The sequence below is a fragment of the Mesorhizobium sp. B2-4-3 genome (genome assembly GCF_006442815.1).
Lineage (GTDB): Bacteria > Pseudomonadota > Alphaproteobacteria > Rhizobiales > Rhizobiaceae > Mesorhizobium.
The window spans coordinates 16896-32894 of sequence record NZ_VFVL01000022.1 but is presented as its reverse complement, the minus strand read 5'-3'; the positions used below and the strand labels follow the sequence as shown (position 1 = coordinate 32894).

Annotated in this window: 16 protein-coding genes; 4 read left to right on the top strand and 12 right to left on the bottom strand. The window is 63.5% G+C overall.

Going from position 1 to position 15999, the window contains the following annotated elements:
* Positions 1-76 precede the first annotated feature (76 nt).
* The 5 genes from FJ956_RS20110 to FJ956_RS20085 all read right to left on the bottom strand — a co-directional run bounded on the left by FJ956_RS20110 (position 77) and on the right by FJ956_RS20085 (position 6332).
* Positions 77-2530, bottom strand: a complete 2454-nt coding sequence (locus tag FJ956_RS20110) for a hypothetical protein (protein WP_140678588.1) — start codon at positions 2528-2530, stop codon at positions 77-79.
* Entirely contained in the window at positions 2530-3129 is a 600-nt protein-coding gene (locus FJ956_RS20105; RefSeq protein ID WP_140678590.1) for a hypothetical protein, read from the bottom strand. Before FJ956_RS20105 ends, FJ956_RS20110 begins: the two co-directional genes overlap by 1 nt.
* A 290-nt stretch (positions 3130-3419) precedes the next feature.
* Positions 3420-4409, bottom strand: coding sequence for a Coat protein (locus tag FJ956_RS20095; protein ID WP_140678592.1), 990 nt, complete (start codon positions 4407-4409; stop codon positions 3420-3422).
* A gap of 45 nt (positions 4410-4454) precedes the next feature.
* The gene (locus FJ956_RS20090) at positions 4455-5360 is read right to left on the bottom strand and encodes a hypothetical protein (protein ID WP_140678594.1); all 906 of its coding nucleotides are present in this window, start codon (positions 5358-5360) and stop codon (positions 4455-4457) included.
* 399 nt (positions 5361-5759) lie between these two features.
* Positions 5760-6332, bottom strand: a complete 573-nt coding sequence (locus tag FJ956_RS20085; RefSeq protein ID WP_140678595.1) for a hypothetical protein — start codon at positions 6330-6332, stop codon at positions 5760-5762.
* A gap of 362 nt (positions 6333-6694) precedes the next feature.
* Here FJ956_RS20085 and FJ956_RS20080 point away from each other — a divergent pair, with 362 nt between their 5' ends.
* The 4 genes from FJ956_RS20080 to FJ956_RS20065 all read left to right on the top strand — a co-directional run bounded on the left by FJ956_RS20080 (position 6695) and on the right by FJ956_RS20065 (position 8770).
* Positions 6695-7012 (top strand): YMGG-like glycine zipper-containing protein, encoded by a 318-nt coding sequence (locus FJ956_RS20080; protein ID WP_140536753.1) that lies wholly within the window; start codon positions 6695-6697, stop codon positions 7010-7012.
* A gap of 464 nt (positions 7013-7476) precedes the next feature.
* Positions 7477-7896, top strand: coding sequence for a hypothetical protein (locus FJ956_RS20075; RefSeq protein ID WP_140678597.1), 420 nt, complete (start codon positions 7477-7479; stop codon positions 7894-7896).
* A gap of 23 nt (positions 7897-7919) precedes the next feature.
* Positions 7920-8339 carry a hypothetical protein gene (locus FJ956_RS20070; protein WP_140659356.1) on the top strand — a complete coding sequence of 140 codons (420 nt, stop codon included), beginning with the start codon at positions 7920-7922 and terminating at the stop codon, positions 8337-8339.
* Between the two features lie 14 nt (positions 8340-8353).
* Positions 8354-8770, top strand: coding sequence for a hypothetical protein (locus FJ956_RS20065; RefSeq protein ID WP_140678599.1), 417 nt, complete (start codon positions 8354-8356; stop codon positions 8768-8770).
* 166 nt (positions 8771-8936) lie between these two features.
* Here FJ956_RS20065 and FJ956_RS20060 read toward each other — a convergent pair whose 3' ends face one another.
* The 7 genes from FJ956_RS20060 to FJ956_RS20020 all read right to left on the bottom strand — a co-directional run bounded on the left by FJ956_RS20060 (position 8937) and on the right by FJ956_RS20020 (position 15774).
* The gene (locus FJ956_RS20060; protein WP_140678601.1) at positions 8937-9413 is read right to left on the bottom strand and encodes a hypothetical protein; all 477 of its coding nucleotides are present in this window, start codon (positions 9411-9413) and stop codon (positions 8937-8939) included.
* Positions 9414-9429: 16 nt separating this feature from the next.
* A complete protein-coding gene (locus FJ956_RS20055; RefSeq protein WP_140678603.1) occupies positions 9430-9747 on the bottom strand; it encodes a hypothetical protein in 318 nt (105 codons plus the stop codon).
* Between the two features lie 291 nt (positions 9748-10038).
* Positions 10039-10230 carry a hypothetical protein gene (locus FJ956_RS20045; RefSeq protein ID WP_140678605.1) on the bottom strand — a complete coding sequence of 64 codons (192 nt, stop codon included), beginning with the start codon at positions 10228-10230 and terminating at the stop codon, positions 10039-10041.
* Positions 10227-10619 (bottom strand): SMI1/KNR4 family protein, encoded by a 393-nt coding sequence (locus FJ956_RS20040; RefSeq protein WP_246672093.1) that lies wholly within the window; start codon positions 10617-10619, stop codon positions 10227-10229. Before FJ956_RS20040 ends, FJ956_RS20045 begins: the two co-directional genes overlap by 4 nt.
* Positions 10619-13279, bottom strand: coding sequence for a hypothetical protein (locus tag FJ956_RS30560; protein ID WP_181170231.1), 2661 nt, complete (start codon positions 13277-13279; stop codon positions 10619-10621). Before FJ956_RS30560 ends, FJ956_RS20040 begins: the two co-directional genes overlap by 1 nt.
* Before the next feature lie 357 nt (positions 13280-13636).
* Positions 13637-13960, bottom strand: coding sequence for a hypothetical protein (locus FJ956_RS20025; protein ID WP_140539275.1), 324 nt, complete (start codon positions 13958-13960; stop codon positions 13637-13639).
* Positions 13957-15774 (bottom strand): portal protein, encoded by a 1818-nt coding sequence (locus FJ956_RS20020; RefSeq protein ID WP_246672094.1) that lies wholly within the window; start codon positions 15772-15774, stop codon positions 13957-13959. Before FJ956_RS20020 ends, FJ956_RS20025 begins: the two co-directional genes overlap by 4 nt.
* Positions 15775-15999 lie beyond the last annotated feature (225 nt).

The following is a 15999-nucleotide window of genomic DNA, read 5'->3' as shown; positions in this document are numbered from 1 at the left end:
TTGGGTGGGTGGAGCGAAGCGAAGGAGAGCTAATCTCCCCCCTTGTGGGGGAGATTGGCTGCTTCAGCGCCGGCGCTTAAGGCTCGGCGTCGAACACAGGTGTGAACGCGCGGATCGTGCAGGGCGTCGGGTTGACGTGGCGGATGCGCACCCTGCCCTGCCCTTCCCAGCTGTCGTCGATCGGCACCTCGACATTGCCGGTATAGAGCTTCGCCTTGCCGTCCGGCGCGACGATCGAGGGCATGCGCACGGGTTCCCAGCGGCCGCGCAGGAAGGACTGCACCTCAAGCCCCGTGGTGTCGGTCTCGAGCAATGACAGGATCAGCTTCGCCACCTTCTTGCGGCGGCCGATCAGCGAACCATCCTGGCCACCGACATCGAGCTCCAGCGTGTCGGCCTGCGCCTGAAACGGAAGTCCGACCTGCCATTTGGCGGCGGTCGCGCCGGCGGGCAGCGCCACCTGGCCGGAGGCGACGGTGAGGCCGTGAAAGACCTTGGAGTCGGCCAGCACGTCGACTTTCTCGCCGTTGAGATGGCCGAGGCCGGAGACGACGTTCACCGGCGCGCCGGAATAGGTCAGCCCGCAATCGACCTGGAAGGCGTCTTCCAGCGCGCCGTATTCGAAGGGCGGCTGCATCACCTCGATGTAGCGCTTGGTCGCGCCTGCGATGGTGCGCTTGACGATCAGCCAGATGTCGTCGACGCCGTTCTGTCCGGGCGTGACCACCGCGCTTTCGACGACCGCCCAACCGGACCCGGAAAATTCGCCGCCGAAGCGGTGGCGGTGCATGCCGCGCACCTCCTGGCTTGGTTGGTGGGTGTAGCCGCCGAGCTCGCCATTATCGAGCGGGAACCACAACATAGGGTCCGGGTCGGTCTGGAAGGCGAGCTCGACCACGCCCTGCTTGGCGATGTGCTCGGAAATCTGCCCGATGTCGTCGGAGGTGAAGCGGCCGGTCTGCGCCTGCGCCAGTTCGGCGATCGAGCGGCGCGAGCGCGTGACATAGAGGAAGGACTGGCCGGCATCGACCGGGCGGATGCGGGCGCAGCCAAAGGTGCGCGAGCGGCGGTTCTTGAAGGAGGACGGCGTCAGCGCCTCGTCTATGCCGGAGCCGGACAGCGCGCGGATGCCACCCGAAGTGCCGATCAGCAGCGCGCCGTCGGAATCGGCGATCCAGACGATGTCGTTGGCCTGGCCGCCGCCGGCCTGGACGAATTCCAGCGCGTCGTCATCCTTTTCGCCAAGCGCGAAATTATCGAAGTCGCCGGTGACCGAGGCATAGACCGAGAAGCGCCGGCTGAAGGCCAGGCGCTCTTCGTAGAGCGATCCCGATTCCACGTATTTTCCCGGTACGAACGTGCCGAGGCGCCAGCGGGTGATCGGCGTGAGGTTCGGCAGCGAATGCCCGTAGAGCCTGATGGTGACGACGGTGGTGCTGACGACGCTCGCGATCTTGGCCCAGCGCCAGATGCCGTCGGAGCCCAGCAGCCGGATCGCGCGTCCGACATCGGTCGATTGGAAGCCTGCGCCGTCATTGATGCCGACGATCGACGATGCGGTGAGATTGAACGGCGTCATCGTGTCGCCGGCCTCGTGCCAGCCCATGTCGTTGATGGCGCTGTCGTTCTGGTTGCTGTCGTCCGAGGCCGACCAGTTCAGGCGGTAGGACTGGAACGCGATCTTGTTGGCGCACTCGTAAAAGCGCCGCTCGCTTCGGCTCCACCCGGTTTCAGCCGCGCGCGTGTCGAGGACGATCCAGTTGGTGCCGTCATAGCCCTCGAACGTCCACGAGACCGGCGTGTATTCCGGATTCCCGGCAGACGCCACGATCCAGTAGGCATCGCAGATCCTGGTGGCCGCGCCGGGAAAGTCGTAGGCGATCCAGCCATTGCCGTGGTCCGGATCGTAGAACCGGCCCACGGCGTCGGTGAATGCTTGCCATTCATCGCCATGTGCATAGGCGCCGGACACCGTGCCGCTCGGCGTGGTCAGGCCGGTCATGATCGGATGGACGGCGCCGGTCTGGGTCGGCGTCATCGTCGTTCCGGTATCGTTGATGTCGTCGTAAGGCCCGTCCAGAAACTGGAAATCGCCCAGCGTCCAGCTGGTGTGCGCCTCGCGCGTCAGCACCTTGGGTGGATAGTCGCGATGGGTGATCCACATCTGATCGGCCGACTGCACATAGGCGAGGTCGAAAAGATCGGCTTCGAGATAGGGCGAGGCGATCTCGACCGTGCCGACGCGCGCGCCATAGGCATAGACGCGGATGTACTGGTCGCCGAACTCCAGGCAGTAGGCCTGCTCGGAAGAGAAGATGAAGGGGATGCCGCGGGTCTTCTTCGCCGAGTTCTTCACCTCGTTGACGAAGTAGGTGCCGCCGCGGGCGCGGATGCCGCCATGCGGAAGCGTGACGAAGTTCTCGCATTTGGCGAGCGCTGCCCGGTAGAGGTCGAGCGAGGCGCGCGAATGGAGCCTGGGCGAGATCTCGCCACGGGTGAAGACATCCTGGACCGGATAAAGCGCCGTCATTAGCGAAAGCTCCTCAAATCACCGCGCTGAGTGGCCCAGGCGCCGGTGTAGAGCCGGCCGCCACGCTGGATCGCGTTGGCGGAAAAGGCGGCCTCCAGCGCGCGGTCATAGGCCGCGCGTGCGATGTCGATCATGCCGGCCTTGTGGGTCAGCGGATGCGCGATCTTGATGGCGAGCGCCGCGACCAGCACTTCGGTGAACAGCGCGTCCCAGTCGTTCGGGTCTGTCAGGTTGGCAAGGTAGCGGATGGTCAGCGGCCCAGGCTGGTCGGAATAGATCAGCCCCGCCTCCTGGCGCCAGGAGATCGGCTGGCCGTCCGGCTCGCCATTGGCGGTCAGCGGCAGCGGGCGGATGCAGTCGGCCGGCAATTCATACGCATAATTCATTGTGCAGTCGCCGCTGCCGGTGTCGGCGCTCGGGACCTGCGCCGATAGGATGGCGAAGACCCAGGCGTGCTTGGCGAGTTCACCCTCGCGGGTGAGATCGAAATGAAGGTTGAGCAGGCGGGCCGCCTTGACGTCCTGGTCGAAGCTGTCGATCGGGGATTCATCGAGCACGGCCAAAGCCATGTTGGCGATATCGAGCGGGGTGATGGCCATGGGTTGGTGATCCGTGAGTGGGGTGGGTGAAGCTTGGATGCGCAAATCGCCAAGGCTGGTGCTCTACGGCGCCCCCCTCTGTCCTGCCGGACATCTCCCCCACTTGGGGGGAGATTGGCAATGCGGCCGCTGGCGCACTTCCTGCGACGACTTTGACGATTGGCGAAACCGGCGCGACATCCGATCTCCCCCCTCGTGGGGAGATGTCCGGCAGGACAGAGGGGGGCGCGAAGGAACGCTGCCCTAGAACGAGGCGGGGCACTCCTGCCCCGCCTCTCACAAGTCGGCCCTTACGCTTCCGTCGTCTTCAGCGCGATGAAGCTCATGTTCTTCACGCTAGACGCAGTGCGGTCCCAGTTCACCGCCAGCGCCAACTCGGCGTCGGTGGCGAACTCGCCGACGGTGGAAGCATCGAGGAAGCGCGTGCCGGGAACATGCGCCACGAAATGCCGGCGGCCGACCATTTCGGTGACGCCGCCGCCATGGCCCTGGCGCGGCTTGCGGTCGAACTCCAGCGGGCCGCCTTCGGAGCTGACCGGCAGCTCGTTCCACAAGATCGCCTTGTCCTTGAACATGAAGGCCGTGTAGACGCCGGTCGCCACCGGAATATCGTCGTCGACCACGCAGCGCAGCCCCATGTAGTAAGGGATCAGCGGCCCGCCCTGCTCCGAGGACGGCACGTAGTCGATCAGATCGGCGAGTTTCAGGGCCTTCATCTGCTTGGAATGCATCCAGATGGTGCGGAACTTGTCCGCGCGGTCACCCATGAGATACGCCGCCTCGATGATGTCGGTGTCGACGATCGAGGCGCCGGTGGTGCGCACCAGGTCGCCGCCGTCATTGGCGACGTTGTCGGCGAGCACGCCCTTCAAGATGCCGAGCAGGGTCAGCTTGTTGGCGCGCTGCCAGTATTCGGTCTGGCGCCGCACGATCAGCTTCTGCGGATCGTCGCCGGCAAGGATCGCGGTCAGGTCCGGAACGCCCCAGGCCTGGGCCCGCACGTTGCGGGCGGCGACCTCGCGGCGCGAGCCGATCTTCTTCATCTCGATGGAGTCGGCCGGATCGTCGTTGACGGGCTCGGACGGATCGTTGCCGAGGTCCTTCCAGCCGGGCATGTCGACGGAGCGGCCGCCCATCGACAGTTTTGACGAAATCGCCGGATCCGAGAACAGGATGCCGGCCTGGTAGATCTCTAGGGACTGGACGTGCTCCTCGAACGAGTACTGGGCATAGACGGACGGGACGATCGCGTCCGCGATGCGGGTATAGGTGTCTGCCATTTTTTCTCTTCCTTTGGGTTTTGATTTGTGGCGGCTCTGCCGGAATTAGAGCGGGTTGTTGGGCATCCAGAGATCCGGGTTTTCGCCGGCATCCCTGGCGAGCCGCCGCGCGCGTTGAGGGTCGCTTTTGACAAGGGCGGAGATCGCCGAGATGTTGCGCTCGCCGACGGCGTTGCGCCGGAAGGGGTTGTGGCCCCTGGGCGCTCCATCGGCGTCGATCGTGTCTTCGCGGAACATCGCCTCGCCGATCGCATGGAAGGCGCGGGCGATCTGCGGATCGGTCAATGCGCCGTCGGGCAGAAGGATGCCCTTCTGCTTGTAGGCGTCGACCAGGCCGAGCTTCTTCATCGCCCGGTTGGCGACCTCGAGCTTCTGGCGAAAGCCGTCGCTGTTGGTCGGCCCCCAGTCGCGCACCAGTTCGTCATGCGTGGCCTCGACCGAGCGCGACAGCGCCGCCTGCTGCTGCGCAGCCTGCTCGGCCATGTAGCCAACGAAGCGGTCGTGATAGGCCTGGGCAATCTTGGGGCTGGCGCCGGCTTCGACCGCCCAGGCTTTCGAGGCATTGGCGAGTTCGTCCGAATAGGCGAAGTTTTCCGGCAGGTTTTCTGGCCGCCGGTATTCGACCTTCTCGGCCGAGGTCAGCGGACGCATCGCCTCGGGCAATCTGGAATGGAACCTGTCCCACTCCTCCTTCGGCGCGTCTTTGCCAGGAACGCGCAGGCTTTCGCCCTGCTGGCGCTCCAGTTCCGCATAGGATGTGAAAGCCCGATCGAGGCTTTCGGCCTTGGTCCAGCCCTTGGCTTCAGCGAGCTTGCGGTTGCCTTCGGAAAGACCGTCAAACCAACTTCTGCCGGCCGCCGGGGCGGACCCGTTGTCCCCGGAAGCCGGAGGCGTCGCCAGGTTGCCCGCCGGCCGTGAAGCCGCGGACCCGGCCTCTGCCAGATCTGTCATGATTGAGATTCCTTTGTTGAGAGATTCGAAGACGTAGACGGAGGAGCGCCGGCGGCGCAGCTGCCAATCTCCCCACTCGTGGGGGAGATGGCCGGCAGGCCAGAGGGGGCGCGAAGAAACGCGACCCATCGCGTTCGTCATCCTAGGGCGGAGTGAGGAGCGTAGCGACGAGCGCAGACCCTAGGATCCATGCCGTGTCGCTAAGGCGTTGAAGCGGTTAAGAATTCTGCTCCGTTGCGCTCCTCGGCGATTGTCACGGCATGGATCCTCGGGTCAAGCCCGAGGATGACGAAGTGCAGGTATGCGGCAATACGAGCATGAATACGCCGGCGGGACAGCGCCCCCCTCTGCCCTGCCGGGCATCTCCCCCACAAGGGGGGAGATCGGCAGTTCGAGCGCCTACGCGTTATCGCCCCAGTTCTCCCACAGCAGCGTGATCGTGCCGGTCACGGCAAGCGTGCCATCGGCGTCGATATCCGTGCCGGTTGCAAAGGCGAGGTTGAGATAGAGGTCGACCGGCGTCACTGTCCCATCGAGCGTCGAGGCGGCGGCGACGTCGGCGGTGGAGGCCGACGACAGCGCGGCGCCCGCGCCATCCAGCGTGCGGGCGGTGGAGGCAAGCACATTGACCATGGTGCCGGCGAGCGTGGCGCTGGACGCCGGAGCCGAACCCACCGACCAGGTGAGCGCGGCGTTGTCGTTGATGGTCGATGCACGCGTGGTCAGCACCGCGAACTGCAGCCTGGCCGTGCCGCCCTTGATACGCACCTTGCCATCGGTGAAATCGAAGATCTTCTGGCTCGCATAGGTGAGCGCATCGGTCACCGGCACCTGCATGCCGGTGAAAGTGCAGACGGTGCGGTAGGAACCGCCCTGCCCGCTGGTCACGGCCTTGAGGCCGAGCTTGGGCGGAGCAAGCCCCGCCTCGCGGGCGGCGGCGCGGGCAAGGGTCCGGGGAAGTCCTCGGGTCATTTCAGTTCTCCATTCTTGGGGGGAATTTTCTGGGGATGAGGCGTGGTTCGCCCAGCGGGCGAATAGCCAATTGCCTGGCTTTCCGAACATCGAACGCCCGGAGCGGCAGCGCCGGGCCTGGCGTGGCATGGTGCAGCCAGCTTATGGACGCTACCAAGGGCATCTTCGCAGGCTGATTCCGTCAGCGGCGCTAAGCCACTGTTTGCGTGGTCTTTCCGGTTTGGAAACCATGGCGTTCAACCGCCGGGAAACTGTGACTCACTTCGTGAGCGGGCTCCGCCGCCGTTCCGCCGCAATGCGACCGCAGTTCAGCTCCGTTCGCCCCCGTCGTCGGTCCCTGGGGCTTCAGAGGAGTTCTAGTGATGATCATCAAGAAGGCTATTCTGGCGGTGCTGATGACTGCGGCACTTGCCGGCTGCGAGACGCAGACCGAAGGCCAGCAGCGGGCCACCACCGGCGCATTGCTGGGCGGCGCCGGCGGCGCGCTGGTCGGCCAGGCGATCGGCGGCAACACCAAGAGCACGGTGATTGGCGCGGCGAGCGGCGCCCTGCTCGGCGCCGTCGTCGGCAGTGCTACCACGCCACAGCGGCGCGGCGACCAACTCTGCCGCTACCAGGACCGCTACGGCCGCATCTACACCGCGCCCTGCGACGACCGGTACTACAACGGCGATTATTGATCGTGCCGGCGTTCCCTTCTCCCCGTTCTACGGGGAGAAGGTGCCCCTGGCTAGGCGAGGCGGCGCCAAGCTCCGAAACACCACCGCCGTCGAGCGCTGAAACCGCCAGGACCGGCAGCAGCCTTCGATGGATGATCGCGTCGAGAATTAGCGCACTGTCACCGTAATTCCAAAGGGGCGGATGAGGGGCGGCGCCAAGGTCTGAGATGCTGGCGCTGTCGGGCGCTGAACTGCGAAGAGAGGCGGCGGCCTTCGATAGATGGCCGCATCGAGAATTACTGCGCTGTCGCCGTAATTCCAAAGCTTTCCATGCCCATTCCCTCGCGCACATTTGCCTGACAGCCGCATCTGCCCGGTGGGTACCGGATGATGAAGCAGCCGCACGCATTCGGCTGGACATCTCGACAAAACAAGATACAACCATTTGAAAAGTTCTCTCCAATTTGCAACCATAAGAGGCATTCTTGCGCTCGCTAATTCTCGTCGCGATGGCGATGCTTGCGTTGCCGTGCGGAGCGGCTCGAGCGGACGATCTGGATCAACCGGAAGCTTTGTTCAAAAGCTGCCCCAAGGGCGTCCTCTTTAAAGCGTTCGAGTCAGGAGTTGTCGTGACCGTAATCAGACAAGGCTTCGGTGAGGCATGCTTCTCGGATGATTGCAGCCACCGGCAGGCGGCAACGGCGGCAGAGCTGGTGACGAAAGACGGCGAGCATGGATTCATCGCCGGCCCGATGCTCTCTTATATGTTCGCGGTAGAGCCGAAGATCGTCAAAGACTTCAAATGGCGGCCTGCCGAAACCGCATCCACGACATTCTACACCGTCCGCACGGATGACGGCAGCGACGTGGACTTTACCCTTCAGGATATTGGGTGTGTCCGCTAGCGCGTCCCCATAGGAGGTAACAATTGCGCTCGCTTATTCTCGCCGCAGCTGCGATGCTCGCCTTGCTATCCGGCGCAGCCCGTTCGGATGACCTGGATCAGCCAGAAGCTCTGTCGAAAAGCTGCCCAAGGGGCGTGCTCTTCAAGGAGATCAGGTCAGGAATTGTTGTAACCGTTGTCCGACAAGGTCAAGGCAAAGCCGTCTTCACGGAGGACAAGCATCGCCTACAGGGAGCCACTGCCGCAGAGATTCTGACGAAGGAAGGCGAGCATGGCTTCATCTACGGCCCGATGCGTTCTTATATGTTCGCGGTGGACCGGGATGTCGTCAAGGATTTCGAATGGCGGCCAGCTGAGACCGAATACCATGCATTCTATACCCTTCGGGACGATGATGGGAACGAAGCGCTACTCAATTTCGTCGATATCGGGTGCGCCCCTTAGCGTAGGAGGCATAATTGCGTTCGCTCATTATCACTGCGGCGGTTCTACTTGCGTTGCCGTGTAGCGCGGCGCAGGCGGACGACTCGAATCCGCTGGAAGCTCTAAGCTGTCCGAGGGGCGTGCTCTTCAAATCACTCGAGTCGGGCGCGCTGACAACCGTCATCCGGCAAGGCTTCGGCAAAGCCTTCTTCACGATGGAGAAGGATCAGTTGCAACCAGCTGCGGCGGCTGAGTTGAAGGGCGAAAATGAAGGCGAGCACGCTTTCATCTACGGTCCCAGCAGGTCGTATATGTTTCTAACCGATGAGGATTTCGTCAAGGACTTCACTTGGCGCCCCGCCGAAACAGACCCCAATGCGTTCTATACCGTTCGGACCGATGATGGCGACCAAACACGATTTACACTCGTCGACGTTGGATGTGCCCCGTAGACTAGGATACCACTCTTGATTTCGGCGCCGCACCACCCCAGAACGCGGGCGTTCCGGGGAAGCTAAATAGTGCACTGTCAACGCAATTCGACCGGATCATCGGCATTGCGCGAGAGCACTTTCATTCGGCCGGTCGGCCCCAAGGGCTCAAGAAGGCCGACATCGCTCAATTACCTTTGAGTTCCGGTAAAATCCTCTCGTCGAGGAATTTGAGACGGCCAGCCAGCATTTCCGCGTTGGCGGGAGTTGCATCGACGTTGACAGGTATCAATTTCGCCACCGACTTCCCTTGCCGCGCCGCCTCGACCCATTCCTCAAGGGCACCAATGTAGCCATCAAGAGCTTCGAAAGGCGTAGCGGCGTCATCAGCCGGGATATATGTCGGCGGCACATCGCCAACGATTACCCAAATCCATCGGTTCACCTCGGGCCGCCCAGGCTCTATTTCGAAAAGGAAGATGTAGATTATTCCCTCGGCTGCATACCCAAGATACTCGCCTTTAATGGATAGGACCCAGTTGTAAAACTCAAGATATTGACGGGCTTCGGCCAGGGCGGAATCGAGGTCGTCGTCTCCGGTGCTGACACCAGCAGGAGGCAAGCGCGTGACGCTGTTGAAATCTGGCTCTGGGAGGTTGTCCATTGGCTAAAGGATCAATTCAAACGTTGAGATACCCGTGGTCCGAGCGCCGACAGCTTGCAGGCTGGCTTTGCCGGCGGCGGCCGCGAAGGAAATCCACAATCAGCCAGATCAACTGAGCAATAACGTATACAGGGCTGTGAGACCAATCTGGTGCCCCGTTGTGTGAGTAACCGTAAGCGGACGCGACGACGGCGAGCGCGCCGCAAATAATATGCACCAGCAACAGGCGCAGCACGCCACCATTCCAACGCTTTGTAGTCCATAGGAATAAGCGGCTCAGCAAAAACATCGGAACCAGAGCCCCGAGCAGCATCGCGGCGGAACCTGCACCCATGTAATCCCCCTTCGTTTATCTTCGGATGCCTTCGAAAATTTCTGAGCGGCCGGTCTTTTGACACCACTGAAAGGCTCCGACCTTCTAGTTCACACGCCCAGCCGTGTCCGCACCGCCGAGGAACAGCGGCTGCTTGTAGCCTACGCATTGCTGGTAGCCGGGCTCGGCGCCCCCAGCACGGCTAACCACCGTATCGTTTTCACCAGGAGAAGGGAAAGGTTCCCACTGCGAACCTTTTCAACGCCTGCGGATGATAAATCAGCCTGACGAGGAGAAAGGAAACTCACCCGCCTACTCTTTTGCTCGCGCCGCCTTACGCAAATCCCCGATAGTTCGATTCCAAAAGCGCACCAATTCAAAATGCTCTTGCCTGGTCACCCAGATTTTGTTCTCCAGACTGACTGGATCACCGCCAATGATGACCGGGGTAATCTCAAATAGTTCCATGCCCTTGCGGCGCGAATGTCCATTTTTGTCGCTCATTTTGATTTCGCCAATCGAGAAAATAAATCGGCTATGTTACGCGCCGTTTTCAAAGCTAACTTCCTGTTCATACCGACGAAAGGAACGCGCACGATTGGCATATCTGGATCTTGAGTGTCAAAGCCATATCCTTCACCTCCTCCGTTAGACGCGAACAAGAGAATACCAGGTGCATATTTTTCTACCTCATATTCTCTGTTAAAATCAACCAATTCTTCTGCTTTGAAAAATATTATGTAGTTATCATTGATAAAACCTTCCCCCCCATTATGCTTCTTAAGGAAATCAATATAATCTTCGGGCAATTGGACTCCTAATATCGCAGACAATTCATCGACGACTAGAGACTGGGCCGGCTCGTTAAGTTGCCCCTCTGTTAGGAAATACATCACTTCTTTCCTCGTAAATCTTTTAACAACTGGTTCCACCACGGTGTAACCTGATTCTGATGAATATCACGAGGCAGGACGATCTTGTTCGCTGGATCGGTTGGACTGCCCCCAAACTTCACTGGATGGATTTCATGCACATCCACGGGCTCCCCAACAAGCCCTTGTTTGCGGCGTAAAATGCGGTTGGCTTTATCGGCAGCTCCTCTCGCACCATCGTATTCCATGTCCTCTGGCAATCTGAACGGTCCTTTTGGCTTCGGAACTAACGCCGAATAGCCTGTCCAATCTGATATCGAGAAACTGCCTGACGGGTAATCCCAGCGAAGCTTGCGTAAATCCTCTGTACCTTTCTGAAAGTCTCCACCATCAGAAAGAACGTCATCTACCGAGATTGCCAGCTTACCACTTTTGCCGCCCCAAGCAGAGGGCTCATCCGCCGAGCTTAAACTGGCGGAAGGGGCCGTTCGTCTTGCGACTCGGGCCACCACTTGCCGGCCAATCGCGCCGATCCCCTCGGCAAGAACATTAAGGCCGGCACCCCCAACCGCGCCGGTGAGTACCCCCTCGGGAATGCTTTCATCGGTGTTATAGGCGTATCCCCCGCCGTATGCGCCGCCGGTGGCGGCTCCAACGGCTGTGCGTGTGCCGAGGCCGGCCAGGCCACCGCCTTCCGCCGCGCCGATTCCTGCTCGGCCCAGTAAACCAAATAGGCCCTGTGCGGCGCCGTAGCCGGACAAGCCGGCGCCAAGGGCCTCGGCCGCCCAACCGGCGGAGCCGGCCCGATCCTCCGCATCCTCCGTCTCAGCTTGCTCGCGCGCCCGACGCTGCTCGTAGCTTTCGCCCGCCTGCGAAGGGGTCAGCTTCGCGACCAGACCGTCCGCGCCTCCAGCGGCCGCACCCTTGGCAACGGTTCGGCCGATATCACCGAATGCCACGCCGGCTTGCTGCAGCCACGACATGGTGCTGTACTGGGCTCGGGCAGGATGCTCTCCGATCCAATCCAGCCCCCTCTTGAGCGCGGTAACCTGCGCTTCCAACAACTCGGGCGTGATGTTCGGATCCTGGGCGGCCCTCGCTCGCCACCGGGCTTCCGCCAGCAGCGCGATTTGCTTGGTAATTGCCCTGCGCGCGCCTGGATCCCGAACCGCCAGGACAAGCGAGCTCAACTCGGCAAGACGCTGGTTGAAGGGCTTGCTCGGGTCGATGTATTCCGCAGCCTGCCGGTCAGCAAAATCCCAAGGCAACGGCAATCTTTTATCGAAACCCAGTTGCTGTTGGGCTGCTCCCGCCCAGTTGACGGCCGCCTGTAATTCCTCGGGCGTTTTGACCTTGCTCCAGTCCGGAGCGTCGCCCCGAAACAGTTGGCTGACGTAGGCGACGGGATCGGCGTCGCGGGCGGCCATGATCAGCTGGGCGGCGCCGGTCTTGATCTCGTGGCGCTCGTGCGCTTCCAGTGAACTGCCGGGCCTGGGCCTGGAGTGCAGGAGCTCGGCATGGATCGCCTGGTTCGATGCCGCATGCATGTCGGAGACGGCTTTGGCGACGCCGGTGGTGATCCGGAAATGCTCGAAGCGGTTCGAACCCTCGTCGGCGCCGTAGACCTTGACGAAGTCCTGCGCGGTCGGTTCTTCCTCCTCAGGATATTTGCCGGTAGCGGCGATGACCGCCGGCGCACTCTGCTCGGCAAGCATGACCCGCGCATTGGCACCGACCATCTGGGTCGCGGTTGCGTTGTTGGCTTGAGCCTTCAGCGCCGCGATATCGCCGGGTTTCAGGTACGTGATGGTATCGAAAGGTATAGTTGACGGGCCACCCCCCGACGGCCGTTCGCCAAACGCCTGCGCCACCATTTCATCCGGTGTTTTTTGGCCGTTTGCTGCGGCTTTTTCATCCCGAGCCCCGGCACCGAGTTGCATCCGCACAGTCTCGCCCATGCCGTCGCTGGCGACCGGTCCGGCGCTCAGCATCTCGGCGGCGCGGCGCGGGTCCTGGGCGATCAGCGCCTGCATTCGCGCCTTCGCCGTGCTGGCGCGCCAGTCGGCTTCGGCCTGCAGCCTGATCTGCGGGTCGAGGTCCATCTTGGCGAGGAGGTCGAGGCCGGCCTGCCGGGAGGCATCGAAGGCCGCGGTGTCGTTCGGGTCGCTTCGTGCGATGTTGCTGAGCTCGGCGGTGTGGACCTCCGCCACCTGGTCCTGCTCATATTGCTTGCGGCGCTGATTTTGCTGCAGCGCCATGCGTATCGCGCCCGCCTCGCGCAGCGCTTCCTTGCGGCCGGCGAGACCGGCGCGCAGCTCGGGCGGCACCTGCTTCAGGAAATTGCCGAACAGCGTGTCGAACTGGCCGGTCTTCACCACCTGGCCGGTGTACGGATCGACCTGGCCGTACATGGCTTCGTGCAGGCCGCCGCCGTCGGCAGGGGAATTGGCCACGGCCTCGCCCTCGGCCTGGGCGAGCTCGCCGTTCAGCCGGCGCGCGGCAATCTCGGTGTCGAAGGCCTGCTGCTGCGCCTTGCGCTGCTCGTAGCGCTCGGCGGCTGCCTGCCACCGGTCGCCGAATTGCTGGACCGGCTCGCCGACCGGCGAGGAGTCCGGATATTGCACCACGTTGCCGGTGTCGAGCCGGCGCTCGCCGACGAACAGGGGGATGATGTGGACCATTTGGCTGTTTCCTGGCCGGGCGGTTTTGGGGAGCGCGCAGCGACGGGCTGCCAAGGTGGCGGCCGGTTCGGTGGTGCGAGTGGCGGGTTCTGGTCGAGGCGCGGATGGTGAAAGGAGCGAGGATGCTCGTCAGGGCGCGACGCGCGCGACAGCTGATCTCCCCCCTCGTGGGGGAGATGTCCGGCAGGACAGAGGGGGGCGCCGTAGAGTGCCGACGGTGATCGGGTCAGGATGGGATTCAACCAAGAATTCCGGCCAATGGTGTTGAGAAAACACGGCAAGGCCGGCGGGACAGCGCCCGCCTCTGCCCTGCCGGGCATCTCCCCCACGAGGGGGGAGATTGGCGGCTTCAGCGCCTCACCTCTCCTCCGCCCGCGCCGCTTTCTCCAGCGCCGCTAGGTCGGCGTCTTCCAGCGTGAGAAACCCCATGATGTGCTGCACCACTTCGGCGCGCGCGTTGGAGAGCGCGCTGTGCAGCTCGAAGCCCTCCGGCGTCTTGGTGCGGGCCAGCCAGTCGCCGTAGGAGGGGCGGCGGTAGTAGCCCGTCGTGGCGGTCAGGTCGGCCAGCACCAGCTCGCCATCCTCGCCGGAAAAGACGCGGCGATAGGCCTTGGTCAGCGCCTCGCGGGCGGCGAGCGGGCCGCCGGCGTCGGAGGGGCGGGCGAAGCGTTTGCGGCTCATGCGCCACCATTGGCGCCGCCGCCCGCGGAGCCGGCGCCCTGCCCACCCGGCATCGCGCCTTGCGCGCCGCCGGCCGGAGCGCCAGCTGCGCCACCGCCAGCCTGGGCGCCCTGCATCATCGTCTGCAGGCTGTCGAGCAGGCCGCTGTCGCGCGCCTGGACGGCCGCCGGCACCGCGTCCTTCGCCACCTTGCCGGCGGTGGCGATCGCCGCCATCCCGGCCTGCGCCTGTTGCGCTTGGGCTCTCGCTCCGCGCAGACCTTCCACCTCGTCCTTGCGCCGGAAAATGCGCTGCGGGCTGCGCCCGGCGCTCTGCACGACGCGGATCGCCTCGTCGCCATCGATATTGTCCATGATGCCGGGATCGAACTGCGCCATCTGCATGGCCGTGGTCACCACCTGGATGGTGTCGCGCGCTTCGGCCGAGCGGCGCAGCACGTCGAGCGGGCCGGTGAAGGTCGGCCGCACCGCCTTGCCCGACAGGCTCTGCGGCGGGCGGAAGCGGCTGTCCTGGTCGTAGAGGCCCTTGTCCTCGAGGATCGACAGCTCGCGGTCGAGATTGGCGGCAAAGCCGGCCTGGATGATCGAGCCGGAAGGCCCGAGCAGCGCGCCCTTCTCCTCCTGGCGGATCAGCGCCTCGGTGGCGGTCATCTGCGGGTTTTGCACCAGCGTCTGGAACAGGTTGACGAACATCATGTCGCGGATCTCCTCCGCCCGGCTCGCCGCATAGTCGAAGGCGTAGCTCGGGTTCTGCCCGGTGGCGATCGGCTGGATCAGCGGCCGGCCATTGTCGTCGATCAGGCCCGGATAATTCTCGCCCGGATTGAGCACCGGCACATAGTCGAGCCTGGCTTTCGAGGCCGTCGGCGGATCGGTGATCTGCTGCAGGGCGCGCAGGCCCGAGCGGCGCACGGCGTTCTCCTCGCGCACCGTGGTCAGCGCCTCGATGGCCGGCGAGATGCCGTACGCGTCGCCCTCGTAGCGGCGCCAGTTGAAGGTCGAGACCGGGAAGGTGCGGAAACCACTCTCCTTCACGATCTCCTCCTCGTCCTCGATGACGTGGTAGGAGGCGAAGGCCTGGTCGAGATACTGGTAGAAGCCGCCCTTGCGGTACATGCGGCGCTCGTCGCGCGGCTGGACGCACTGGATCAGCGAGATCTTCTCCTCGCATTTGGCGGGGTCGTCGACGAGCGCCTTGATGCGCGTGGGCAGCTTTTCGTAGCCGAGCAGTTGCGCCGCCTGGCGCGCGGTGCGCTCGTAGCGGCGATGGAAGATGTCGACCTGGCCCCAGCGGTTGCGCGACAGATAGCCCTCGGCCACGGGGATCGAGGCATAGCGGACCGGCGTGCCGCCAAAACCTTCCTCGGCGTAGAGATAGGCCGGGCCGTAGCGCACGACGTTTCTGAGGCACGCCTGCGTCGCCGGCACGAAGTTGGAGTTGGCGGAATAACGCAGCGCGAACAGGAAATCGCGGAGCGCCTCGGCCCATTCCTTCTCCTCGTCGGTCTCCTCGTCGTTCATCTCGGCGGTGGTCAGCCCGTGCCATTTCTCCGACTGCGGGATGATCAGGCTTTCGAGGCCCGCGGCCAGCCGGTTCGCGGCCGAGTTGATGGTGTTGGCGTAGACGCGTGAGCCGCGACGCTCCTGCCGCTCGGCCTGGCTGTCGCCGCGGCTGGTGCGGCGGCCCGACCAGATGTCGGGCGCATCCGGATCGCAGAACTCCGCCACCGCCTCCCAGACGGGCTCGTAGGCGGCGCGTTCGGTCTCGAGTTCGGCCTGTCGCGACAGGATATCGCGGGCACGGGAATCGGTCATGGGAGGGTCTCGCTTGGTTTGGCGGGGCGTCGAAGCTGCCAACTCCCCCCTCGTGGGGGAGATGTCCGGCAGGACAGAGGGGGGCGCCGTGGAGCGCCGACCTCGCGATGAAGTTGGGCCAGCGAACCTGGCCAAAGAAAATCAGAAAGGAATACGGGAGGCGCCGGCGGGACAGCGCCCCCTTCTGCCCTGCCGGGCATCTCCCTCACTTGGGGGACATCACCT